The organism is Lentzea indica, assembly GCF_012184385.1.
Classification (GTDB): domain Bacteria; phylum Actinomycetota; class Actinomycetes; order Mycobacteriales; family Pseudonocardiaceae; genus Lentzea; species Lentzea indica.
On the sequence record NZ_VSRL01000036.1, the window covers coordinates 1 to 23,772 of the forward strand.

Below are 23,772 nucleotides of genomic sequence, written 5' to 3' on the forward strand. Positions count from 1 at the left end.
CGAACCGCTCGTGGTCACGGCTCTCCGACGCGGCCACCAGCGCGTAGAGGTGAGCCCACGCGCTGAGCAGCCCGAACGTGTGGCCCTCGCGCAAAGACAGCTCCAGCGCGAGCTTGGCCCGGTAGGTCATCGCCGTCAGCTGGGTGTGGCCGCCGCCGTAGTGACCGAACTCGTGCGCCAGCACCGACCGCAGCTCGCCGACGTTGAGCCCGGCCACCAGGGGCAGCCCGAGCTCCAGGTAGCGCACGCCACGGCGTTCCCACACGCTCGCGTTCGCGCCGTCGACGAGCCGGATGTCGTCGGGACCGCGCGTGCCCGCGAGGTGCGCCAGCTCGTCGACGTGCCGCCACAGCTCGGGATGTGCGTCGCGGGTCATCTGGAACCCGCTCGGTTCCGGTCGCGCGAACAACGCCCGCAGCGTCGCCCACAGCGCGGGCCCGCCCAGCACCAGCGCGATGACGAGCGTCCAGGAACCGCCCTCCACGTCGCCGATCGAGAACCGCCAGATCGCGATCGCGGTCAGGCCACCCGCGAGCGCCACCGCGAGCACGAAGAAACCCGCGAGCATCACCAGCGCGAGTGCCGCTCTCATCCCCGAGTCCCCCGGCCGCTGTATTACTGCAGGTGTCTGACGGTGACCTCGGCGCCCGCCGCCAGCTCTGTGACGTCTTCCGGCACCTCGATCAGGCAGTTCGACAGCGCGAGCGCGGACAGCAGGTGCGATCCGGGCCCACCGACCGGCGTCACGACTTGACCGGACGACGGGTCGTACAGGCCACGCCGGAACTGCGTCTTCCCCGCTGGAGACGTCAGCGGAGCCGTCACGGTTGCCCGCGCGGTGGGGCGCTCGGCCTGCGTGTGGCCCATCGACGCGAGCAGTGCGGGCCGCACGAACACCTCGAACGACACCTGCGCGCTCACCGGGTTGCCCGGCAGCGTCAGCACCGGCAGGCCCTCGTACCGACCGGCGCCCTGCGGCCCGCCGGGCTGCATCGCGACCTTGGTGAACCGCACGTCGTGGGCGGCCAGGGCGTCCTTGACCACCTCGTACGCGCCCGCGCTGACCCCGCCGGACGTCACGATCACGTCCACAGAGCCGAGGTAGGGCGCCAACGCGCGGTGAAACGCGTCCACGTCGTCCGGCACGAAACGCAGCAGCACGGCGATGCCTCCCGCGTCCCGCACGGAGGAGGCCAGCATCATGCCGTTCGACTCGTAGATCTGGCCCGGCTGCAACGGCTGGCCGGGTTCGACCAGCTCGGAGCCCGTCGACAGGACCAGCACGCGCGGACGGCGGCGCACCGGCAGCTGGGCGAGCCCGAGCGCGGACGCGAGACCGAGCTGGGACGGGTGCAGCACCGTGCCCGCGACGAGCACCGCGTCGCCCTTCTGCACGTCGTCGCCCGCGATCCGGATGTTCGCGCCGGCCTCGACGCGCCCGTTGATCGTCACGGTGTCAGTGCCGCCGTCGGTCAGCTCGACCTGGATCACCGCGTCCGCGCCCGGCGGCACGGGTGCGCCGGTCATGATCCGCTGCACTGTGCCGGGCTCCAGCGGGTTGAGCTGCGTGCGACCCGCGGGGATGTCGTCGGCCACGGGGAGACGGACCGGTCCGTCTCCGCTGAGGTCGGCGGCGCGCACGGCGTAGCCGTCCATCGCGGAGTTGTCGAACGGCGGCAGGGAGAGCGGTGCGATGACGTCGGCGGCGAGCACGAGCCCGAGACATTCGTCGAGCGGAAGCTGCAGCACGGGCATCAGCCCGACGAGCTCCGCGACGCGCTGGCGGTGTTCGGCGACAGTGGTGGGGGACACGACTGCATACTGCCAACGTCGCGGTGATCGTGACGATCGCTTGGACGAGTTCTTCCCCGGAGGTGTTGTTCGTGCAGGTCCGGACCAGGCACACACCGACGTTCGGCGTGGCGAGACTCGTGCTCGCGCCCGGCGAGATGGTGCTGGTCGACCCGATGACCATCGCGGCGACGAGCTACGGGCTCGCGGTCGAGGTGAAGGGTTCCGGCACCAAGGCCGTGGCGTTGTGCACGGCGGGCGCGGAGGGCGGCTGGATCGACGCGGCACCCGTGCTGCCCGGTGACCTGCACCTCGTCGACCTCGACGGGACGCACGGCTGGTGCTTCTACCGGCTCAGCTGGATCGCGTCGAGCAGCACGGTGGCGATGAACCCCGAGGCGCCGCCGTTGCAGGCGCTCTTCGGCGGCCTCGAAGGCTTCCTGAACTACGCCCAGGGCCAGGGCGCGGTCGTGCTCGCCTGCTACGGCGCGCTCGATCTCGTGACGCTGGAGGCGGGCGAGGCGGTGACCATCAGCAGCGACCACGTGGTGGCGTTCGCGGAGACCGTGCAATGTCGTCTTCGCCCATCGGTACCGGATGGCGCGCAATCCATTCACACCGGTGAGGGCCTGGTGTTCGACTTTGCCGGTCCCGGTGCCGTGCTGACTCAGACGCGCGGACCCCGCCGGCTCACCACCTGGTTGCGCGCCAACGGAGTCAGCCCACGTTCATGACTCCGTAAGGAGGTATCCGAGTGACATTTCTTCTTTTAGCGTTGCGTTCTGCTTGAGTGATCTGAAGGAGGACGCCTTGGCTCTCGGTACCGTCAAGTGGTTCAACTCCGAAAAGGGATACGGCTTCATCGCAACCGACGGCGGGCCCGACGTGTTCGTGCACTACTCGGCTATCCAGATGGAAGGCTTCCGGACGCTCTCTGAAGGCGACCGGGTGGAGTTCGAGGTGCAGGCAGGACGCGACGGGCGGAGCCAGGCATCGGACGTGCGACGCGCTGGATAGAGATCACTTGGTCAAGCTTCGATGAACCCTGAGCAGCCCGATCTGGGCGCGCGTTAGGCTGCCTCGCGTGTCAGAGGACCTGAGCGGTCGGCGGATCGCGCACTACCGGATCGACGGCGTGCTCGGCCGCGGTGGCATGAGCGTGACCTACAAGGCCACGGACGTGAGACTGGGCAGGAAAGTCGCACTCAAGGTCATCGGCGAGCACCTCGCGCCCGACGCGGAGTTCCGCGAGCGGTTCGTCGACGAGGCGCGCAACACCTCCGCCATCGACCACGCGAACATCGTGCCCTTGTACGACTTCGACGAGGTCGAAGGCCTGCTGTACATCGCGATGCGGCTGGTGGACGGCCAGGACCTCTCCGGTCACATCAAGGAGGGGCCGCTCACCCCGGCGCGCACGCTGACGCTGCTGGCCCAGGTCGCCGAAGCGCTCGACATGCTGCACGGCAAGGGGCTCGTGCACCTCGACGTGAAGCCGGCGAACGTCCTGGTGACCACCAAGGAAGGCACGCGCGAGCACGTCTACGTCGCCGACTTCGGCCTCACGCGCCGCGGCGCCACCGGTCACCGCACTCGAACGGGTGATTTCCTCGGCTCGCCGACCTACGCGGCGCCGGAACACCTGCGCGGCGAGCCTGTCGACGGCCGCACCGACCAGTACGCGCTGGCCTGCATGTTGTTCGCGTGCCTCTCCGGCCGTCCGCCGTTCCAGGGCGGCGTGCAGGAGGTCATCCAGGGCCACCTCGGTCAGACCGTTCCCGCGCTCTCGCAGCTCGTGGCGTTGCCGCCGGCCATCGACGACGTGATCCGCAAGGGCACCTCGAAGGACCCGTCGCAGCGGTTCCCGAACTGCGCCGAGCTCATCAACGCCGCGCGCGTCGCTCTCGCCGGGGTCGCGCAGAGCTCGGCTCCCGCTCAGATCGGGCCTCAGTCCGGCTCGATTCCCGCGCAGTCGCCGATGTCAGGACCGACGCCCGTCCAGCAGGGTCAGTACCAGGGCGGCTACCAGCAGCAGCCGCTGTCCGACCCGGTCCGGCTGCGCCCGCCGAACCAGGTGGGCGTGAGCGCGTTCACGTCGAACCAGAAGGAACGGCCGCCGTGGTTCGCGCCGGTCATCGCGGCCGCGGTGGCGATCGTGGTGATCATCATCGTGGTGATCATCCTGTCGCCCCGTGACGAGCCCGCGCGCCAGCCGAAGACGAGCTCCTCGCCGACGCTGAACATCGGTGACGAGCCGACCTCGAAGAAGCCGCTGCCCACCTCTGTGCCGGTGCGCACCTCTCGCTGAGTTCGCTCCGGGTTCGCTTGCACTCGCCGTGCCCGAGTGCTAAACACGACTTAGCACTCGGCTGGTCCGAGTGCCAAAGCAGTGAGGCTGGGACGGTGAGGCACCTTCGTTGACCAAACGGGGGCGTCGTCCGTCGCGGGCACCGAACCTGGCCACTCGCACCGTGTTCCGCTGTGGGCGTGCGCCCACAGTGGCCCAGAATCCACAAAGGCGGAGGAACACACCGCAATGGCCAAGATGATTGCGTTCGACGAGGAAGCCCGTCGCGGTCTCGAGCGCGGGATGAACATCCTCGCTGACGCCGTCAAGGTGACGCTCGGCCCCAAGGGCCGCAACGTCGTGCTCGAGAAGAAGTGGGGCGCGCCGACCATCACCAACGATGGTGTCTCCATCGCGAAGGAGATCGAGCTCGAGGACCCGTGGGAGAAGATCGGGGCCGAGCTCGTCAAGGAGGTCGCGAAGAAGACCGACGACGTCGCGGGTGACGGCACCACCACCGCGACGGTGCTGGCACAGGCTCTGGTCCGCGAGGGCCTGCGCAACGTGGCCGCGGGTGCGAACCCGCTCGGCCTCAAGCGCGGCATCGAGCAGGCTGTCGAGGCGATTGCCGAGCAGCTCCTGAAGGCTGCCAAGGAGATCGAGACGAAGGAGCAGATCGCTGCTACCGCGTCCATCTCCGCTGCTGACCCCACGATCGGCGAGCTCATCGCCGAGGCGATGGACAAGGTCGGCAAGGAAGGCGTCATCACCGTCGAGGAGAGCAACACCCTCGGGCTCGAGCTGGAGCTCACCGAAGGTATGCGCTTCGACAAGGGTTACATCTCCGGTTACTTCGTGACCGACCCCGAGCGTCAGGAAGCGACCCTCGAGGACCCGTACATCCTGCTGTTCGGCTCCAAGATCTCCACGGTCAAGGACCTGCTCCCGCTGCTCGAGAAGGTCATGCAGTCCGGCAAGCCGCTGCTGATCATCTCCGAGGACGTCGAGGGCGAGGCCCTGGCCACGCTGGTCGTCAACAAGATCCGCGGCACCTTCAAGTCCGTCGCCGTCAAGGCGCCCGGCTTCGGTGACCGCCGCAAGGCCATCCTCCAGGACATCGCCACCCTCACCGGTGGCCAGGTCATCACCGAGGACGTCGGCCTGAAGCTGGAGAACGCCGACATCTCGCTGCTGGGCAAGGCCCGCAAGGTCGTCGTCACGAAGGACGAGACGACCATCGTCGAGGGTGCTGGCGACGCGGAGCAGATCCAGGGCCGCGTCAACCAGATCCGCGCCGAGATCGAGAAGTCGGACTCCGACTACGACCGCGAGAAGCTCCAGGAGCGCCTCGCCAAGCTCGCCGGCGGCGTCGCCGTCATCAAGGCGGGCGCGGCCACCGAGGTCGAGCTCAAGGAGCGCAAGCACCGCATCGAAGACGCGGTCCGCAACGCCAAGGCCGCCGTCGAGGAGGGCATCGTCGCCGGTGGTGGCGTCGCGCTGCTCCAGGCCGCCGAGGCCGCCTTCGCGGGTCTGCGTCTCACGGGCGACGAGGCCACTGGTGCCAACATCGTCAAGGTCGCCGTCGAGGCGCCGCTGAAGCAGATCGCCATCAACGCCGGCCTCGAAGGCGGCGTCGTGGTCGAGCGCGTCAAGTCCCTGCCCGCGGGCGAGGGCCTGGACGCCGCGACCGGCGAGTACAAGGACCTGATCGCCGCGGGCATCATCGACCCGGCCAAGGTGACCCGTTCCGCGCTGCAGAACGCCGCGTCCATCGCCGCGCTGTTCCTGACGACCGAGGCCGTCGTCGCGGACAAGCCGGAGAAGAACGCCGCTCCGGCCGCGCCGGACGCCGGTGGCATGGACTTCTGAGTCCCGCCGCTTGAATCCACTGATCGGCCCGGTTCGCTTCGGCGAGCCGGGCCTTTCGGCTTTCCGGGCTCGATTTCCAGGGTCTTCGGGGTTGGGTTCGCTCGCCGGGGTGCGCGGGAGGCGCGCTCATGGCGTGGTGGCGTATCGGCAAGCAGTGAGCCACAAGTTGGCGGTAGTTGGCGGCGTTTCAGGCACCTGTTGGTGGTACTTGCAGGCGCCACAACCACCTCAGGCTCGCGCAAGTCAGCCCCAATCGCATCGCGACGGAGTCACGAGACGCAACCACGCTGGAACGCGCCAAACCGCAGAAGGCGACCCCGCTGGAACCGGCGCCAAACCACCGCAACGGCACCACCGCAAACCGGAACCCGCCACTGCACAAGCAACCGGAACCGCCGCAAACGGTGCCTGGCAAGCCCAAAACCGCCGCAAACCCCAGAAACCCAGAAACCCCAGTCAAACCCTCACAGCATGATCGTCGGTGTCACCACTGTTCGCCCAGGCTCCCCACGCGAATTCACCAGGTGCACCAAAATCTGAGTAGTCCCAGCCGGCACGTCAGGAAGCACGAACCGCCCACCATCATCAGCCCGCGTGGACGACGACTTGTGGTCGGCCACCCGAACCTCAACGGTGTGCTCCCCGGCGGGCACCAGCCACCCGTCGATCCGATGACGCGACCCCGTGGACGTGAAGTTGACCATCAGGGTCAGGTTGTCCACGGTGAACGTGATCGTGCCGGTCTGCCCGCCGCGCACACCGGCGAACGAGCCCGCGCGTTCCCACCGGGCGACTTCCACGTCCAGGGATTCCAAAGCGATCGCGAACTTCACCCGGTCCACCAGATCGGCGGGCGGCGGGTCCAGTTCGTCGACGAGCCTGTTCAACTCGGAGAGGACGGCGGTGTCCTCAAGGCCCCTGCGGTCGTCGCGCGGGTCGATCTCGTTCACCGCGATCCTCCTTCCGTCTCCAGGTAGTTGCGCAGCAGTGTCAGACACCGTCCCCTGGTCGGACCGATGCTGCCGTGGGGCATGGCCAGTGCCTCGGCGACCGCTCGGTACTCGGCGCGCCCCGCGAGCACGGTGAGTCGGAGCAGTTCCTGGCACCTGGTGGTCAGGCGGCCGAACGCGAGCCACAGCCTGCGGTCGCGGTCGTCCATCAGCGTCACGTCCTCGGGCAGGCCGGTGTCGGACTCGAGCTGTTCGGCGAATTCGTCGGACAGGTGCGTCTCACGCTTGTTGGGTGTCCACGTCCGGCGTGCTTCACGCCTCGTTGTGACGACCAGGTAGCCGACCAGGGCCTTGGGCTCGTTGATGTTCTCGATGTTCTTCAAGAACGCGAGCCACACGGTTTGCACGACGTCTTCCGCGGCGGCCCGGTCGAGGCCTTGACCACGGGCGACGTGCCACAGAAGTGGGGTCAGCTCGGTCACCAGCACGTCCAGTGCGTGGCGGTTGCCTTCGCGCGCGGCCGCGACGCACATCGCGTGCCGTTCGGTGCCTTCAAGCCCGTCCCACGGCGGACGGTCATCCGCCGTGTGCAGCTCATCCATGCAGCACCTCCGATCGGCAGCCCTGTCAGCGCCGTCCGCCAACTCATGAAGGGCTAACTGGGCGGTAGATACAAAATTCACTCGATTGGAGCAGTATCACCGCCACGCCAATCCTCATCTTCCTCCGGGTATGCCAGCGGCCCGTGATTCCCCCTCCGCATCACGGGCCGCCAGTGGTGGGAGCCTGCGCCAGCCGGCACCCCTCGAACCGGCTGACGCGTGCTCCACGCCTGAAGAGCGCTCATTCAGATAGAGCGGAACTCAGGCGAGCAGATACAGCCTCTGACGCACGAACCGCCGATCTCGCTCCGGATTCACGAAAGCACATCCGGCGGTCACGTTTTCCACCAGCCGTTATGGTCTAGACCATGCCGATTCTCGAAGTGATCGCACTCAACGCGAAGGACGCCGAGGCTGCGCAAGCCGGCGGCGCCGACCGGCTGGAACTGGTCGCCGACATGGCCTCCGACGGTCTCACCCCGTCGATCGCCACCTTCAAGGAAACCCGATCGGCCACCGACCTGCCGATCCGCGTGATGCTCAGGGACGCCACGGGGTTCGCGCCCGGCAACCTCAAGCAGCTGCGCCGGCAGGCGTGGGAGCTGCGGGAGGCGGGCGCCACCGAGTTCGTGCTCGGCTTCCTCGACGCGGGGGGTGAGATCGACGAGGGCGTCACTCTCAACCTCGTCGCCGAGCTGGAGGGGTGTGCCTGGACGTTCCACCGCGCGCTCGACAACTCCGCGGACGTCTTCCGTTCCTGGGAGGTCGTGAAGACGCTCGGCTGCGACACGGTGCTCGCCGCAGGTAGCCCCAAGGGCGTCGAGGACGGCATCGAGAATCTGAAGAAGCTCGTCACCCAGGCGCCTCCCACGCTGCTCGTCGGTGGCGGCCTCCAAGCGCGCCACGTCCCAGAACTGCTGGTCGCGGGCGTGACGGGCTTCCACGTCGGCAGCGCGGTTCGCCCAGCGGGGTGGGATTCGCCGGTCGACAGCGCATCGGTTCGGGAATGGGTCACTCGTCTGGTCTAGACCCTTGCCCTGGACCGTTCTACAGTCACGTTGCTTCCTGTGAAATGGCTGTTGCACCATATGCAATGCGGAGGGCGCGATGAGGCTGAAGACTTTCGTGGCTGTGCTGGGCGTGGGTGCCGTGGTCGCCTGTGCGCCGGTGCAGTCGGGACCGACGAGCTCGGGCACGGACGAGAAGACGGGGCAGGTGCGGGTGTGGCTGTTCGACGAGGTCAACCGCGGCCCCAAGGAGACCGTGGTGAAGGAGGCGATCTCCGAGTTCCAGGGCAAGCACAGCGGCGTCACCGTCGACGTCCAGTACATCCAGGTGTCCAGTCGAGCTGAACGCTTCAAGGCCGCGTTCAGCGACCCCAAGAGCGCGCCGGACGTCGCCGAGTTCGGCAACACGGACCTCGCGGGTTACGTCTCCGCCGGCGGGTTCTCCGAGCTCGACCTCAACGCTTGGAGCGAGTCCAAGGACCTGGTCCCGACGATCCTCGACACGGCCAAGGTCGACGGCAAGACCTATGGCGTGCCGTGGTTCGTCGGCGTCCGCGCCCTCTACTACCGCACGGACGTCTTCACCGAACTCGGCCTCAAGCCGCCGACGACGCTGGACGAGATCGCGCCGCTGGCCCGTCAGATCCGGCAGCGCAAGCCTGAGCTGATCGGCATCTCCGCCGGCGGCAAGTACCTGTTCGCCGCACTGCCGTTCATCTGGGCCAACGGTGGCGACATCGCCAAGCAGGACGGTGGCAAGTACACCGCGGCCATCGACAGCGCCGAGGCCAAGGCAGGTGTCGCCAAGTACACCGAGCTGATCAAGGACGACATCTGCCCGCCAGCCACCTGCGCCGGCAACGGCGGTGACGCGAGCGTCGAGGCGTTCCGCGCGGGCAAGGCGGCGATGACCATCGGTGGCGACTTCAACCGCAAGTCCGTCGACGCGTCGTCCGCGGCCGGCAAGTACGCCGTCGTGCCGCTGCCAGGCAAGACCGCGGGCTCGATCGCACCCGCGTTCGCCGGCGGCAACCTCCTCGGCGTCATGAAGGGCACGCAGCGCAAGACGCTCGCGAACGAGTTCGTGCAGCTGCTCGCGTCGAAGAAGTACCAGCAGAAGATGTACACGGCGATGGGCAACCTGCCGACGTTCAGCGACGTGCAGAAGCAGGTCAGCGACTCCGACAAGTTCCTGGAGCCGTTCACGAAGACCCTGCAGGCCGGCACGAAGTTCGTCCCCGTCACGCCGGCGTGGGCGAAGATCGAGGCGCAGACCGTGGTGCCGACGATGATCCAGGAGGTCGTCACCGGCGCGAAGAACGTCGACACGGCCACCGCCGACGCTGCCAAGACGATGAACGCGGCCTTCTCGTCGTGAGCATGACGTCCAAAGGTCAGGGGCGGACCGCCTTCGCCTACCTGACCCCAGCGCTGCTGGTGCTCGCGGGCCTGCTGGCCTACCCGATCTACCAGCTGGTGCTCATCTCGCTCTACGACTACGGCCAGGAGCAGGTGAGCGGCGGTGCGCCGCTCACCTTCCTCGGCCTTGGGAACTACCAGAACCTGTTGGGAAACCAGCAGTTCTGGACGGTGCTCGGGCAGACCGTCGCGTTCGCGGCGGTCTGCGTGGTCGGCACGTTGCTGGTGGGCGCGGTTCTCGCGATCTTGGCGACTCGGGTGAGGACCTGGGTGCGCATGACGTTGTTCCTGGCTGCGCTCGGCGCGTGGTCCACGCCCGCCGTCGCAGGCTCGACGATCTGGTTGTTCCTGTTCGACGCGAACTTCGGGTTCGTCAACGAGGTGCTCGGCATCCAGGGCTTCTCCTGGACGTTCGACAAGTGGACGGCGTTCGGGCTCGTTGCGGCACAGGTGATCTGGTGCTCGTTCCCGTTCGTCATGGTGACGCTGTACGCGGGCATCAAGGCGATTCCGGGTGAGGTGCTGGAGGCCGCGGCACTGGACGGCGCGTCGGCGTTCCGCACGGCGTGGAGCGTCACCCTGCCGTTGCTGCGGCCGATCATCCTCGTGGTGACGATCCAGTCGATCATCTGGGACTTCAAGGTGTTCACGCAGATCTACGTGATGACCAACGGCGGCGGCATCGCCGGGCGCAACCTCGTGCTCAACGTCTACGCCTACCAACAGGCGTTCGCGGCGTCGGAGTACGGCCTCGGCGCGGCGATCGGTGTCGTGATGACCGTGCTGCTGCTGGCGATCACGATGTTCTACCTCCGCGCGTTGCGGCGGTCGGGGGAGGTCCTGTGAGGCGCTGGCTGACCGAGGGCTTCGTCCTCGTCATCGCGGGAGTCGTGGCGTTCCCGCTGTTCTGGATGGTGCTGAGCGCGTTCAAGCCGGAGGACGAGATCATCTCGGCCGACCCGGTGCCGTGGACGACCCGGCCCACGCTGGACAGCTTCACCCGGGCGCTCACGGTCGCGAACTTCGGCCGCTACTTCCTGAACAGCGTCGTGGTGGCGTTGATCGTGGTGTTCCTGAGCATCCTGATCTCGTTCCTCGCGGCGACCGCGCTGACCCGTTTCCGGTTCCGCAGCCGCACGACGTTGCTGATCATGCTGCTGGTCGTGCAGATGGTCCCGGTCGAGGCGTTGACCGTGCCGCTGTTCTTCCTGATGCGGTCGGTCGGTGACTCGGTTCCGGCGTTCGGGCTGAACCACCTCGGCTCACTCGTGCTGGTGCACCTGGCGTTCAGCCTGCCGTTCGCGATCTGGATGCTGCGCGGCTTCGTCGCGGCCGTGCCGGTGGAGCTGGAGGAGGCGGCCACCCTGGACGGCGCCTCGCGGTTCCGGTTCCTGTGGCAGGTGCTGTTCCCCTTGGTGGCGCCCGGTTTGGTGGCGACCTCCGTGCTGTCGTTCATCCACGCCTGGAACGACTTCCTGTTCGCCAAGACGTTCATCATCTCGGCCGTGGAGAACCAGACCCTGCCGCTGGCTCTTCAGGTGTTCGTCAAACCCGACCAGAACGATTGGGGCGCGATCATGGCGGGCTCCACCCTGATGACGATCCCGGTGCTGATCTTCTTCATGCTCGTGCAGCGCCGTCTGGTGTCCGGGCTGGCGGGGGCGGTGAAGGGATGAACCTCCTCCCGCGCCCGGTGTCCTATGTGGACGGCGGCAGGCTGTGCGAGTACAGGGGCTGGGAGACAGTTCTCGTCGACGGGCCGCCCGGCGGGTACCGGCTGCTCTCGTCGGACGACGGCGTCCTGATCGAGGCTCACGACACGGCCGGCGAGATGAACGCGCTGCAGACGTTGCGGCAGCTGCTCGGCGCCGATGCTTTCCGTGCGGCGGGCGAGAAACCGTCGTTCATCCCGGCGTGCGAGATCGTCGACCACCCGCGGTTCCAGTGGCGTGGCGTGATGCTCGACGTGGCACGGCACTTCCTGCCCAAGCGGGAGGTGCTGCGGTACGTCGAGCTGCTGTCCGCGCACAAGCTCAACGTCCTGCACCTGCACCTCACCGACGACCAGGGCTGGCGCTTCGAGGTGAAGCAGTACCCGAAGCTCACCGAGGTCGGGTCGTGGCGCGAGGACTCGCGGTTCGGCGACCGCCGCTCAGGCGGGATGGCCGGCCGCCCGCACGGCGGCTTCTACACGCAGGCCGACCTGCGGGAGATCGTCGAGTACGCACGGGCACGGCACATCATCGTGATCCCGGAGATCGACATCCCCGGCCACTCGCAGGCGGCGATCGCGGCGTACCCGGAGCTGGGTGTGCACGGCGGCGGCGTGTGGACGGACTGGGGCGTCAACGAACGCGTGCTGAACACCGATGAGTCCACAGTAGACTTCTACCGGAACGTGTTCGACGAGCTGATGGACGTGTTCCCGTGCGAGATCATCGGGCTCGGCGGCGACGAGGCGCCTGGCCACGACGGCGAGCTGGTCCGTGCGATCGCGCGGCACATCGTGCGCAACGGGCGGCGGCCGTACGGGTGGGACGAGATCCTGGGGTCGGGTCCGCTGCCGGTGGGCACGATCGTCGCGTCGTGGCGCGGTGTCGAGGGCGGCGTCACGGCGTTGCGCGAGGGCCACGACGTGGTGATGTGCCCTGAGCAGCACGTTTACCTGGACTACCGGCAGTCCGAGTCGCTGGACGAGCCGATCCCGGTGGGGACGGTGACCACGCTGGAGGACGTCTACGCGTGGGATCCGGTGCCCGCGGAGCTGACCGGTGACGAGCCGGGCCGCCTGCTGGGGGCCCAAGCGAACATCTGGACCGAGCACCTCGACTCGGCCCGGCGGGTGGACTACGCGGCCTTTCCGAGGCTGGCGGCGTTCGCCGAGGTCGTGTGGTCCCCGGCGGAGAAGGATCCCGGGTTCGTGCAGCGGCTGGCCGAGCACCATCTGCCGAGGCTCGACGCCCTCGGGGTGGAGTACCGCCCCCTCAACGGTCCCCACCCCTGGCAACGGCTCCCTGGCGTTCCCGGTTTTCCACGGTGATCACATCGCAGCGTCTTCCTCGGGCATGAGGATCCAGGCGGCGACGTAGAGGATCGCTCCGGTGCCGAACCCGAGCAGCGTCGCCGCCACCAGGATGATCCGCAGGATCGCGGCGTCCACACCGATCATCTTGGCCACGCCGCCGCAGACACCGGCGATCATCTTGTCGCTCCGGCTGCGGCGGAGCTTCTTGACCTGGCTGGTCGCTTCGTTGAGCACGTTGTTCGTCATGCCTCAAGATTCGTCGAAACGAACACCCCGCACATCGGTGACCACCCGGAATCCGACCCTGAGTCGAAGCCCTGGTCCCAGGGTCTCAGTCGAGACAGAACTCGTTGCCCTCGACGTCCTGCATGTTGAGGCACGACTCGTTGACGCCATCGGCGAGCAGCAGTTGCCCGCGCACCGCTCCTAGCGGGACCAGGCGTGCGCACTCGGCCTCGAGCGCGGCGAGGCGCCCTTCGCCCACCAGCCCGGTGCCGACCCGCACGTCGAGGTGCACCCGGTTCTTGACGATCTTGCCCTCGGGCACGCGCTGGAAGTACAACCGCGGACCCACCCCGGAGGGATCGCTGGCCGCGAACCACGAATCGTCGTCGTGCTCAGCCGGTCCGACGTACCCCAGCACCTCGCACCAGAACCGGCCGACGCGCACGGGTTCCGCGCAGTCGAAGGTGACCTGGACCTGTTTCACTGACCCCATGCGCTCACCCTAAAGGGCCTAATCTGAGTTGCATGGAGTCCCCTGAGGAACTGGCGTCAGGGCTCGACCGCGCGGGGTACCTGCCGGACGGCGGGATCGCCACGGCGGCGTTCCTCGCGGTCCGGATGGGGCGGCCGCTGTTCCTCGAGGGCGAACCAGGCACCGGCAAGACCTCGCTCGCGCTGGCGCTGGCCAAGACGATGGACGTCCCACTGATCCGGCTCCAGTGCCACGAGGGCATCGACGCCACGCAGGCCTTGTACGACTGGGACTACCCGCGCCAGCTCATGCACCTGCGCGTGCTGGAGACCCGTGGCGAGGTCGACGAGGCGTCCCTCTACACGCGACGGTTCCTGCTGGCCAGGCCGCTGCTGCAGGCACTGGAGAGCGCGCCGTGCGTGCTGCTCGTGGACGAGATCGACAGGGCGGACGACGAGTTCGAGGCGTTCCTGCTGGAGGTGCTGTCGGAGAACGCGGTCAGCATCCCGGAGTTCGGCGAGATCAGGGCCACGACGCCGCCGTTGACCGTGCTGACCTCGAACAGGACCCGCGAGGTGCACGACGCGTTGAAGCGCCGCTGCCTCTACCACTGGCTGGAGCACCCGAGCATCGACCGCGAGGTCGCGATCCTGCGCCGCACCCTGCCCGGCCTCGACGAACGGCTCGCGCGGCAGGTCGCGGAGGCCGTCCAGCAGATGCGCGGCCTCGACCTGCTGAAACCGCCAGGCGTGGCCGAGTCGCTGGACTGGGCGCGGGCACTCCAGGCGCTGGGACGCACCGAACCGGACGTGACGACCCTCGGCGCCGTCCTGAAGTACCGGGAGGACGCGGATCGGGTGATCGGGAGCACAATCGTGGGGTGACCGAAGCCTGCGTGGGGTTCACGCGCGTCCTGCGGGGCGCCGGGCTTCAGTGCGGGCCGGACAGGGTCGAGGCGTACCTGCGAGCCGCCGAGCACGTCGACCTGTACTGGGCGGGGCGCCTCACGCTCTGCGCCGACCCGGACGACCTGCCGCGCTACGACGCCGCGTACAGGGCGTACTTCGGCGGCGCACCACCACGGCCGCGCACCACGATCGAGATCGACTCCGTCACGGTCGGCATCGCGGCGTCCGATGTGGAAGTGCTGCGGCACAAGGACATCTCCGAGTTCAACGCGGCACCGTTGATCCAACGGCTGAAGCCTCTTCCGCCACGCAGACGTTCACGAAGGCTCAAGAAGGCCCGCCGCGGCCGCATCGACCTGGCCAGAACCGTGCGTGCGATGATCGAGGTGGGCGGCGAGATCGCTCGGCCGCGCCACCGCAGGAGAGGCGTGAAGGCGCGAAGGCTCGTGCTGCTGATCGACGTCTCCGGCTCGATGGCCGCCTACTCCGACGCGCTGCTGCGGTTCGCGCACGTGATCGCGCACGCCATGCCCGTCGAGGTCCGCACGATCGGCACGAGGCTCACCCGTGTGACCCGCCAGCTGAGGGAACGCGATCCCGAACGCGCCTTGAAGGCCGCAGGTAGGGCCATCCCGGACTACGAGGGCGGCACGAGGCTGGGTGAGGCGTTGCGCAGGTTCAACCAGCAGTGGCGGCAACGAGGTGCGGTGGTCGTGCTGTTCAGCGACGGCTGGGAACGTGGTGACCCCGCGCTGCTGGCGAACGAGATGGCGAGGCTGAAACGGGTGAGTCACAAGGTCATCTGGGCCAACCCGCACGCGGGCAAGCCCGGCTACCAGCCGGTGCAGAGCGGCGTGGTGGCAGCGCTGCCGCACGTCGACAGGATGGTCGCCGGCCACAGCGTGCACGCTTTGGAAGAACTGCTGAAGGAAGTGCGCCATGCGTGATGTCCTGTTCGACCTCGCGGAACGGGTGGCGAACGGCGAGACGGTCGGTGTCGGCACCGTGGTCGCGACCTTCAGTTCGGCACCGAGGCCCGCGGGTGCGGCGATGCTGGTGACCGAGGGCGGCGAGGCGATCGGCAGCGTGTCCGGCGGGTGCGTCGAGGGCGCCGTCTACGACCTGGCGCAGTCCACCGACGACCCGGTCCTGCAGCGGTACGGGGTGAGCGACGACGACGCGTTCGCCGTCGGGCTGACCTGCGGCGGGATCATCGACATCTACGTCGAGAAGATCAACGCGGAGACGTTTCCGCAGATCGGCGAGGTGGTGGAGACGGTCAGGGCCGAGCAGCCGGTGGCCGTCGCGACCGTGATCGAGCACCCGGACGGCATCGGTCGCCGGATGGTCGTCTGGCCTGATCGACGCTCGGGGAGCCTCGGTTCCGCACGGGCCGACGACGCGGTCACCAACGACGCACGCGGCATGCTGGCGAGCGGCCGCAGCGGCGTGCTGCGGTACGGCCCGGACGGCCAGCGGCGCGGCGAGGGCATGAGCGTGTTCGTGAACTCGTTCGAGCCGCCGCCACGCATGCTGGTGTTCGGCGCGATCGACTTCGCCGCCGCGATGGCGAGGCTCGGCGCGTTTCTCGGCTACCGCGTGACCGTCTGCGACGCACGACCGGTGTTCGCCACCCGCAGCCGCTTCCCCGAGGCGGACGAGGTCGTCGTCGCCTGGCCGCACAAGTACCTCCAGGCCGAAGCGTCCAAGCTCGACGAACGCACTGTCATCGCCGTTCTCACCCACGACCCGAAGTTCGACGTGCCGCTGCTGGAAGTCGCATTGCGACTCAAGGTCGGCTACGTCGGCGCGATGGGATCCCGCCGCACGCACGAAGATCGGCTGCAACGGCTGCGGGAAGCGGGGTTGACCGAGAGCGAGCTGAAGGTTCTGGCCTCGCCGATCGGCCTGGACCTGGGCGCACGGACACCGGAGGAGACCGCGGTGTCGATCGCCGCCGAGATCATTTCCTTGCGGTGGAAGGGAAGCGGCAGGCGTCTGGTCGATCTTGGTGAACCGATCCACCATTGATCGGGTTGTTGAACCGGCGAACGGGGAGGAGGCTGGAGTGGCCCTCGTCACACCATGCTGCCCACCACGCGGTTCCCGATCATTTTGGGAGGGTTCATGCACATCTCGGTCAACGTCGACGGAGTGACGTACGCCGACGAGGTCGAACCCCGGCTCCTGCTCGTGCACTACCTGCGGGAGCGTTTGGGCAAGACCGGCACTGTCGTCGGCTGCGACACCGGCAACTGCGGCGCCTGCACGGTCCATCTCGACGGCCACAGCGTGAAGTCGTGCCAGATGTTCGCCGTGCAGGCGAACGGGCACGAGGTCACCACGATCGAAGGCCTCGCCCGCGACGGCAGACTGCACCCGGTGCAGGAGGCGTTCCGCACCAACCACGCGCTGCAGTGCGGCTTCTGCACGCCCGGCATGATCATGCAGGCGATCGACCTGCTCGCCGACGAGTCGGACCCGGACGACGAGACCGTGCGGAAGGGCCTGGAGGGCAACCTCTGCCGCTGCACGGGCTATCAGAACATCGTCCGCGCTGTCCAGGACGCCGCACAGCGGATGAAGCCGGGCGCAGGTCCGAAGATGGAACAGCACTCCGACGACCACGTCGTTTCGAAGCAACCGGTAGGTGGGGAATGACCGCCACCGCGGAACCGGAAGTCGGCAAAGCCCGGCTCCGCAAGGAAGACGCACGCCTGATCACCGGTCAGACGAAGTGGACCGACAACCTCCAGCTGACCGGCATGCTGCACATGGCCGTGTTGCGCAGTCCCGTCGCACACGCCCGCATCCGCAACATCGACTGCAGCCGTGCCACCACGATGCCCGGTGTGGCCGTGGTGCTCACCGGTGAGGATTTCGCCGCTGAGCAAGGCTCTCTGCCGTGCGCGTGGCCGATCACCGAGGACATGAAGTCGCCACCCGCGCCCGCGATGGCCGTCGACCAGGTCAACTTCGCCGGTGAGGCCGTCGCTCTGGTGATCGCCGACAACGCCTACCGTGCCGCGGACGCGTTGGCCGCGATCGACGTCGACTACGACGAGCTGCCGGTCGTGCTCGACCTGCAGGAAGCCTTGCAGGACACCGATCTGGTGCACCCGGACCTCGGCACGAACAAGTGCGCGACCTGGGTATACGACTCCGCTGAGGCGGGAGCCGGCACCAACGTCGAGGACGAGATCGCGTCCGCGGACGTCGTGCTGGAGCGGACGTTCCGGCAGCAGCGGCTGATCCCGTCGTTCATGGAACCGCGTTCGGTCGTCGTGGACCCGAACGCCGACATGTTCACCGTCTGGTCCGCGACGCAGATCCCGCACATCCTGCGGTGGATGCTCTCCGCCGTCACGGGCATCGCAGAGCACAAGATCCGGGTGATCGCGCCGGACGTCGGCGGAGGGTTCGGCGGCAAGCTCCAGGTCACCCCGGAGGAGCTGCTGTGCCTGCTGGCCGCACGGCGGATGGGCCGTCCGGTGAAGTGGACGGAGTCGCGCACCGAGTCGATGCTGTCCGCGCACCACGGCCGCGACCAGATCCAGAAGATCACGCTGTCCGCCCGCCGCGACGGCACGGTGACCGGCCTGAAGGTCGAGCTGCTCGCCGACATGGGCGCGTACCTGCGGCTGGTGTCACCGGGCATCCCGGTCCTGGGTGCGTTCATGTACAACGCGATCTACAAGTTCGCCGGCTACCGGTTCGTGTGCACCAACGTGTTCACGAACAAGGTTCCCACCGACGCCTATCGCGGCGCCGGACGGCCGGAGGCCACGTTCGCGATCGAGCGGATGATGGACGAGCTCGCGGCCGAGCTGGACATGGACCCGATGAAGATCCGCGAAATGAACTGGATCAAGCACGAGGAGTTCCCGTTCACCACGGTCGCGGGACTCACGTACGACTCGGGCAACTACGAGGCCGCGACGGCTCGCGCGATGGAGCTGTTCGGGTATGAGGAGCTGCGCGAAGAGCAGTCCCGCCGCCGTACCTCTCGTGATCCGGTGCAGCTCGGCATCGGAGTTTCCACCTACACCGAGATGTGCGGCCTCGCGCCGTCACGGGTGCTGGGCGCTTTGCGTTATGCCGCAGGCGGTTGGGAGACCGCGTCGATCCGCATGCTGCCCACCGGCAAGGTCGAGGTGATCACCGGAACCTCGCCGCACGGGCAGGGCCACGAGACGGTGTGGTCGCAGATCGTCGCGGACCGGCTCGGTGTGCCGTTCGAGGACGTCGAGGTGCTGCACGGCGACACGGCTTCGTCGCACAAGGGCATGGACAGCTACGGCTCGCGTTCCTTGGCCGTTGGTGGCACTGCCCTGGTGCACGCGGCGGACAAGGTTCTTGCCAAGGCACGGCGGTTGGCCGCGCACATGATGGAGTGCGACGAGGCGGACGTGGAGTTCGCTTCGGGCTCCTTCTCGGTGCGTGGCACCTCGACCGTGCGCACGTTGGGTGACGTCGTGCTGGCCGCGCACGTGGCGCACGACCTGCCGGAGGGCATGGAACCCGGTATGGACGCCGATGCCACGTTCGACCCCGACAACTTCTCGTTCCCGCACGGAACCCATTTGTGCGCAACGGAAGTCGACACGCAGACGGGGATGGTGAAGATCCGTTCGTACGTGGCCGTGGACGACGTCGGCACGGTCGTGAACCCGTTGATCGTCGACGGACAGGTGCACGGCGGGCTGGCTCAAGGCATCGCGCAGGCGTTGTTCGAGGAGGCCGTCCACGACGAGATGGGCACGCTGACGACGGCGACGTTCGCCGACTACCTCGTGCCGTGCGCGGCGGATCTGCCGGCGTTCATCACGGATCGCACCTCGACACCGGCGACGTCCAACCCGTTGGGCGTCAAGGGGGTCGGTGAGGCGGGCACGATCGCCTCGACGCCGGCGGTGGTGAACAGCGTCCTGGATGCCGTGCGGCACATGGGTGTGCGCGACATCAACATGCCGTTGTCACCGGAACGCGTCTGGACCGCGCTGCAAGGCGGGTCGGCCGACGACGTGGGTGACGTGGCAGCAGGCGGGCTCGGCTCCATCGATTCGCAGGGAGGACAGTCGTGATCCCGGCGGAGTTCAAGTATCTGTGTCCGTCCTCTGTGGACGAGGCCGTGCGGATGCTCGCCGAGGAGGGCGAGGACGCGAAGATCATCGCGGGCGGGCAGTCGCTCGTGCCGGTGCTGCGCATGCGGCTGGCGGCGCCCACGGCGTTGATCGACATCGGCGGTCTGACCGAGTTGACGGGCGTGCGCGACGACGGCGACTCGTTGCTGATCGGTGCCATGACCACGCACTACGAGGTGCAGCGCGATCACCTGATCCACGACCACGTGTTGCTGCTGAAGCTGGTCGCGGACACGGTGGCCGATCCGCAGGTCAGGCACCGCGGCACGTTCGGCGGCTCGCTGTGCCACGCGGACCCTGCCGGTGATCTGCTGGCACCCGCGCTGGCCCTGGACGCGGTGATGGTCATCGCCGGTCCCGGTGGCCGTCGCGAGGTGCCAGCGTCGGAGTTCTTCGTCGGCTACTTCGAGACGGCGCTGGCTGCCGACGAGATCCTGATCGACGTCCGGGTGCCGAAGTACACCGGTTGGGGAGCGCACTACGAGAAGCTCAACCGGGTCGCGCAGGCGTGGTCGATCGTCGCGGTCGCGGCAGCCGTGCAGGTCAGGGACGGCTCGATCGTCGCCGCACGGGTCGCCTCACGAACGTCGGTTCCGGGCCGTTGCGTGCGACCGAGGTGGAGGCCGCGCTGGTCGGGCAGTCTGCGGCTCCTGAGGTGATCTCGGCAGCTGCGCTGCGGGCGTCCTCGGGTGACGGTTACAAGGACAACCTGGCTCGGGTGCTGACCGACCGTGCGCTGACGGCGGCGGTAGCGGGATGAAGTTGACGCACTCGTTCGTCTCGCCGGGCCCGGCCGAGGAGGTGTGGGAGGCGCTGCTCGACCCCGAGCGGGTGGCGCCGTGCCTGCCGGGCGCCACGGTGACCTCGGTCGACGGCAAGACGTTCAGCGGAGAGGTGAAGGTGAAGCTCGGCCCGGTGCAGTTGCTGTACCGGGGAAGCGGCGAGTTCGTGGAGATCGACCCGGTGCTGCGCCGCGCCGTCCTGAAAGCCGCGGGCAAGGACACCCGAGGCAACGGCACGGCTTCCGCCGTCGTGACGTTCCAGGTCGGCGATTCGGTCGAGGTCGAGACGGACCTGGCGGTCACGGGCCGTCCGGCCCAGCTCGGTCGCGGCCTGATCGCCGAGGTCAGCGGCAAGCTGGTCGACCAGTTCGCGGAATGCCTGGCGAGCACGCTGGGTTCAGTGGATCCTGACGAGGTGGCGCAACAGCAGCATCTCCGAGTGGTTCCCGACGAGCCGATCGACCTGATCGACACGGCAGGCGTACCGGTCCTGAAGCGCGTGCTGCCCATCGCGGCCGCGGTGCTGGCCGTCGTGCTGTTCGTGGTCCTGCGACGCAGGCGGCAGCGCTGAAGCGTGCGGTCCGGTGGTCGGCGTTCGTGCTGGCCACCGGATTCGTGCTGTCCGCGTGCACCGGCTCCCCGGTCGTCATCACCTCCGCGCCGCCTCCTTCGCCCACGTCGTCAGGCCCGCCACCACCGCGGTCGTTCGTGCTGACCGCGGGCGGCGACATCCTGATCCACCCGGCGCTGACCGACCAGGCCGTCGCCGACGGCGGTGCGGCCGGGCGTGACTTCCTGCCGTTGTTCTCGGGCATCAAGGACACGCTGAAGGCCGACCTGTCCCTGTGCCACCTCGAAGTGCCGCTGGGGACGAAGGAGGGCCCGTTCTTCGGCTACCCCGCCTTCCTGGCACCGCCCGAGGTCGCGAAAGGCCTGGTCGACGTGGGCTACGACTCGTGCTCGACCGCCTCGAACCACACGCTCGACCGCGGCGTCTCGGCGATCACGACGACGTTGGACGCGATGGACGCCGTCGGCCTGAAGCACACCGGCTCGTTCCGCACGCAGGAGGAGTCCGCGGCGCCGCTGATCCTGGACGCGGGCGGGGTTCGCGTGGCTCAGCTGTCCTTCACCTACGGCTTCAACGGCATCCCGCTGCCCCAGCCGTGGCGCGCGAACCAGATCAACGCTGCCAAGATCCTCGCCGACGCCCGGAAGGCCCGCGAGGCCGGCGCCGAGGTCGTCGTGCTGTCCGTGCAGTGGGGCAACGAGTACCAGCACGAGGCGACCGCCGACCAGAAAGCGCTGGCCAGGCAGCTGCTCGCCGACCCTGCGCTGGACCTGATCATCGGCACGCACGTGCACGTGGTGCAGCCGTTCGAGAAGATCGGCAAGAAGTGGGTCGCGTACGGGCTCGGGAACGAGGTCGCCCGGCATGCCGAGCCGCGTGGCGTCACCGAGGAGGGGGCGATCGCGCGGTTCAAGTTCGAGCAGGGGCCTGAGGGGTGGTCCGTCGTCGAGGCCTCTTACACACCTACGTTGGTCGAGCTGGGGCCGCCGATTCGGCTGGTGGACCTGACGCGGGTGCCTGCTACTGCTCGGCGTACCGAGGCGATCAACCGGACCGAGGGCATCGTGTTCAGCATGGGGGCGAACGGTCAGGGGCTGTCCAGAGGGAAGCCCTGATCATTCGAACGTGTGGAATTGCGAGCGGGCTTGGAGCCCTTCCATGTGCGACGGTGGTTGAGACGGAAGGAGACGCAGTGATCGCACTACCCAATAGGCCTCCGAGGCGTCTGCTTGCTGTTGCAGCGGGTCCAATGACCGTTGCTCAGTACGCCGCGCTCGGAGAAACCGAAGACGGCTATACGGAATTGGTAAATGGCCGTCTGATCATGTCCCCCAGTCCTATCCGCAAGCACAACGTCGCTGGCCTCAACTTGGCTATACAGCTCGCCGGTCAACTTCCTGACGATCTCGAAGTCATATACGACATGGACGTGAACCTGGAGCTGGCTTCGCCGGACAAGCCTGGTTTTGTCAGGCGCCCAGATCTGGTCGTGGCCCAACGCAGTGCTGGCAAGCGGCAAGATGCTGAAGGCGGCCTCATCAGGGCATCAGAGGTCGTGCTCGTTGTCGAGGTGTTGTCGCCAAGTTCGCGCCAGACGGACTATCGCGCCAAGCGTCACGAGTACGCAGAGGCCGGCATTCCATTCTACTGGATCATCGACCTCGATGAGCCCGTGTCCTTGGCTCCACTGCACCTGGCCGGACCATTCGGCTATCAGGAGGCGCCTGCCGAGACCGGAGTGTATGAAGCTGTCGAGCCGTTCCCGCTGAAGATTCAGGTTGATCGGCTCATCGACTGAGCTTGCTCAGCACCCTGCCGTACCGATAAATCCAGGCCTCCGTGATCACATCGTTCGCGAACCGCTCGACGCGGTCCGGCACAGGTGCCTTCGTGAGCACCGGCAAATACCCGTCGACCGGTACGAGTGAATCGCTCGTGACGTCCCCTTCGAACAATGACAGCGTCGCGAGCCCGCACGCGTAGTCGAGCTCAGGCAACGCCGCCGCCAGCGCAACTCCGGCCGCCATCCCAACCGACGTCTCCAACGCCGACGACACCACACACGGCAACCCGCACGCCTCGGCCACCTCAAGGGCTTTCCTGACCCCACCGAGCGGCGCCACCTTGATCACCGCGATGTCCGCAGCCCCGGACACGGCCACCTTCAGCGGGTCCTCGGCCTTGCGAATCGACTCGTCTGCGGCGATCGGCACGCTGACTCTGCGCCGGACCGCAGCCAGTTCGTCCAGCGTGTGGCACGGCTGTTCCACGTACTGGAGGCCTCCGGCGGCCTTGTCCATGGCCTTGATCGAGGTGACGGCCGTGTCGACGTCCCACATCATGTTCGCGTCGACCCGCACGAACCCACCCGGCCCGAGCGCGCCCCGCACGGCTTCGAGCCGCGCGCAGTCCTCGGCGAGCGTTGACTCCGCGACCTTCACCTTGGCGGTCGAGCACCCAGAACGAGCCACGATCTCGTGCGCCCTCGAAGGGGAGACCACGGGGACCGTGCAGTTGACCGGGATCCGTGAGCGAACCGGCGCCGGCCAGCCGTCGTTCGCAGCCTCAAGGGCGCATGCGAGCCACGGCATGGACTCGTGGTCGTCGTACTCCTCGAACGGGCAGAACTCGCCCCACCCGGCCGGTCCCTCGAACAGCAGACCGGTGCGCTGGGTGATGCCGCGGAACTTGGCGCGCATCGGGATGGAGTAGACGTGCAC

At 67.9% G+C, this 23,772-nt stretch carries 24 protein-coding genes and 1 pseudogene; 18 read left to right on the plus strand and 7 right to left on the minus strand.

Annotated elements, in window-relative coordinates; translation table 11 throughout:
- Window positions 1-592: M48 family metallopeptidase (locus FXN61_RS12875; RefSeq protein ID WP_167973592.1), on the minus strand; the 592-nt coding region annotated here is incomplete at its 3' end.
- Window positions 593-615: 23 nt separating this feature from the next.
- Window positions 616-1,812, minus strand: a complete 1,197-nt coding sequence (gene moeA, locus FXN61_RS12880) for a molybdopterin molybdotransferase MoeA (RefSeq protein WP_312877687.1) — start codon at window positions 1,810-1,812, stop codon at window positions 616-618.
- A 71-nt stretch (window positions 1,813-1,883) separates the two neighbouring features.
- Here moeA and FXN61_RS12885 point away from each other — a divergent pair, with 71 nt between their 5' ends.
- The 4 genes from FXN61_RS12885 (at window position 1,884) to groL (ending at window position 5,947) form a co-directional block, all read left to right on the plus strand.
- Window positions 1,884-2,525, plus strand: coding sequence for an AIM24 family protein (locus FXN61_RS12885; RefSeq protein WP_167973596.1), 642 nt, complete (start codon window positions 1,884-1,886; stop codon window positions 2,523-2,525).
- A gap of 76 nt (window positions 2,526-2,601) precedes the next feature.
- The gene (locus FXN61_RS12890) at window positions 2,602-2,808 is read left to right on the plus strand and encodes a cold-shock protein (protein ID WP_030470913.1); all 207 of its coding nucleotides are present in this window, start codon (window positions 2,602-2,604) and stop codon (window positions 2,806-2,808) included.
- A gap of 67 nt (window positions 2,809-2,875) precedes the next feature.
- A complete protein-coding gene (locus FXN61_RS12895; protein ID WP_167973598.1) occupies window positions 2,876-4,099 on the plus strand; it encodes a serine/threonine-protein kinase in 1,224 nt (407 codons plus the stop codon).
- 228 nt (window positions 4,100-4,327) lie between these two features.
- Window positions 4,328-5,947, plus strand: coding sequence for a chaperonin GroEL (gene groL, locus FXN61_RS12900; protein WP_167973601.1), 1,620 nt, complete (start codon window positions 4,328-4,330; stop codon window positions 5,945-5,947).
- A 464-nt stretch (window positions 5,948-6,411) separates the two neighbouring features.
- Here groL and FXN61_RS12905 read toward each other — a convergent pair whose 3' ends face one another.
- On the minus strand, window positions 6,412-6,888 hold the full coding sequence (locus tag FXN61_RS12905) for a carboxypeptidase regulatory-like domain-containing protein (RefSeq protein WP_167973685.1): 477 nt from the start codon (window positions 6,886-6,888) through the stop codon (window positions 6,412-6,414).
- Window positions 6,889-6,893: 5 nt separating this feature from the next.
- On the minus strand, window positions 6,894-7,499 hold the full coding sequence (locus FXN61_RS12910) for an RNA polymerase sigma factor (RefSeq protein WP_167973603.1): 606 nt from the start codon (window positions 7,497-7,499) through the stop codon (window positions 6,894-6,896).
- 368 nt (window positions 7,500-7,867) lie between these two features.
- On the opposite strand from FXN61_RS12910, the gene FXN61_RS12915 reads away from it, so the two are divergent.
- The 5 genes from FXN61_RS12915 to FXN61_RS12935 all read left to right on the plus strand — a co-directional run bounded on the left by FXN61_RS12915 (window position 7,868) and on the right by FXN61_RS12935 (window position 12,965).
- The gene (locus FXN61_RS12915) at window positions 7,868-8,527 is read left to right on the plus strand and encodes a copper homeostasis protein CutC (RefSeq protein WP_167973605.1); all 660 of its coding nucleotides are present in this window, start codon (window positions 7,868-7,870) and stop codon (window positions 8,525-8,527) included.
- A 79-nt stretch (window positions 8,528-8,606) separates the two neighbouring features.
- Window positions 8,607-9,884, plus strand: a complete 1,278-nt coding sequence (locus tag FXN61_RS12920; RefSeq protein WP_167973607.1) for an extracellular solute-binding protein — start codon at window positions 8,607-8,609, stop codon at window positions 9,882-9,884.
- A 2-nt stretch (window positions 9,885-9,886) separates the two neighbouring features.
- The gene (locus FXN61_RS12925) at window positions 9,887-10,771 is read left to right on the plus strand and encodes a carbohydrate ABC transporter permease (protein WP_167973609.1); all 885 of its coding nucleotides are present in this window, start codon (window positions 9,887-9,889) and stop codon (window positions 10,769-10,771) included.
- Window positions 10,768-11,601: a carbohydrate ABC transporter permease gene (locus tag FXN61_RS12930; RefSeq protein ID WP_312877689.1), complete on the plus strand. Its 834-nt coding sequence runs from the start codon at window positions 10,768-10,770 to the stop codon at window positions 11,599-11,601. Before FXN61_RS12925 ends, FXN61_RS12930 begins: the two co-directional genes overlap by 4 nt.
- Entirely contained in the window at window positions 11,598-12,965 is a 1,368-nt protein-coding gene (locus tag FXN61_RS12935; RefSeq protein WP_167973611.1) for a beta-N-acetylhexosaminidase, read from the plus strand. Before FXN61_RS12930 ends, FXN61_RS12935 begins: the two co-directional genes overlap by 4 nt.
- Here FXN61_RS12935 and FXN61_RS12940 read toward each other — a convergent pair whose 3' ends face one another.
- Window positions 12,966-13,196, minus strand: coding sequence for a PspC domain-containing protein (locus tag FXN61_RS12940; RefSeq protein WP_109631571.1), 231 nt, complete (start codon window positions 13,194-13,196; stop codon window positions 12,966-12,968).
- An 85-nt stretch (window positions 13,197-13,281) separates the two neighbouring features.
- Complete coding sequence (locus FXN61_RS12945; protein ID WP_167973613.1) at window positions 13,282-13,668, minus strand: VOC family protein; 387 nt, start codon at window positions 13,666-13,668, stop codon at window positions 13,282-13,284.
- A gap of 32 nt (window positions 13,669-13,700) precedes the next feature.
- Here FXN61_RS12945 and FXN61_RS12950 point away from each other — a divergent pair, with 32 nt between their 5' ends.
- The 9 genes and pseudogenes from FXN61_RS12950 (at window position 13,701) to FXN61_RS12990 (ending at window position 22,850) form a co-directional block, all read left to right on the plus strand.
- On the plus strand, window positions 13,701-14,531 hold the full coding sequence (locus FXN61_RS12950; protein WP_167973615.1) for an AAA family ATPase: 831 nt from the start codon (window positions 13,701-13,703) through the stop codon (window positions 14,529-14,531).
- Window positions 14,528-15,502 (plus strand): vWA domain-containing protein, encoded by a 975-nt coding sequence (locus tag FXN61_RS12955; protein WP_167973617.1) that lies wholly within the window; start codon window positions 14,528-14,530, stop codon window positions 15,500-15,502. Before FXN61_RS12950 ends, FXN61_RS12955 begins: the two co-directional genes overlap by 4 nt.
- Entirely contained in the window at window positions 15,495-16,586 is a 1,092-nt protein-coding gene (locus FXN61_RS12960) for an XdhC family protein (protein WP_167973619.1), read from the plus strand. The genes FXN61_RS12955 and FXN61_RS12960 overlap by 8 nt, the downstream gene beginning before the upstream one ends.
- A 96-nt stretch (window positions 16,587-16,682) precedes the next feature.
- Complete coding sequence (locus FXN61_RS12965) at window positions 16,683-17,216, plus strand: (2Fe-2S)-binding protein (protein WP_167973689.1); 534 nt, start codon at window positions 16,683-16,685, stop codon at window positions 17,214-17,216.
- Window positions 17,213-19,639, plus strand: coding sequence for a xanthine dehydrogenase family protein molybdopterin-binding subunit (locus FXN61_RS12970; protein ID WP_167973621.1), 2,427 nt, complete (start codon window positions 17,213-17,215; stop codon window positions 19,637-19,639). The genes FXN61_RS12965 and FXN61_RS12970 overlap by 4 nt, the downstream gene beginning before the upstream one ends.
- A pseudogene (locus FXN61_RS12975) lies at window positions 19,636-20,459 on the plus strand (FAD binding domain-containing protein). Before FXN61_RS12970 ends, FXN61_RS12975 begins: the two are co-directional and overlap by 4 nt.
- The gene (locus FXN61_RS12980; RefSeq protein WP_167973623.1) at window positions 20,456-21,052 is read left to right on the plus strand and encodes an SRPBCC family protein; all 597 of its coding nucleotides are present in this window, start codon (window positions 20,456-20,458) and stop codon (window positions 21,050-21,052) included. Before FXN61_RS12975 ends, FXN61_RS12980 begins: the two are co-directional and overlap by 4 nt.
- A 26-nt stretch (window positions 21,053-21,078) precedes the next feature.
- Window positions 21,079-22,167, plus strand: coding sequence for a CapA family protein (locus tag FXN61_RS12985; RefSeq protein ID WP_312877690.1), 1,089 nt, complete (start codon window positions 21,079-21,081; stop codon window positions 22,165-22,167).
- Window positions 22,168-22,301: 134 nt separating this feature from the next.
- The gene (locus FXN61_RS12990; RefSeq protein WP_167973625.1) at window positions 22,302-22,850 is read left to right on the plus strand and encodes a Uma2 family endonuclease; all 549 of its coding nucleotides are present in this window, start codon (window positions 22,302-22,304) and stop codon (window positions 22,848-22,850) included.
- On the opposite strand, the gene FXN61_RS12995 is transcribed toward FXN61_RS12990, so the two are convergent.
- The gene (locus FXN61_RS12995) at window positions 22,840-23,772 is read right to left on the minus strand and encodes an o-succinylbenzoate synthase (RefSeq protein WP_167973693.1); all 933 of its coding nucleotides are present in this window, start codon (window positions 23,770-23,772) and stop codon (window positions 22,840-22,842) included. The genes FXN61_RS12990 and FXN61_RS12995 overlap by 11 nt on opposite strands.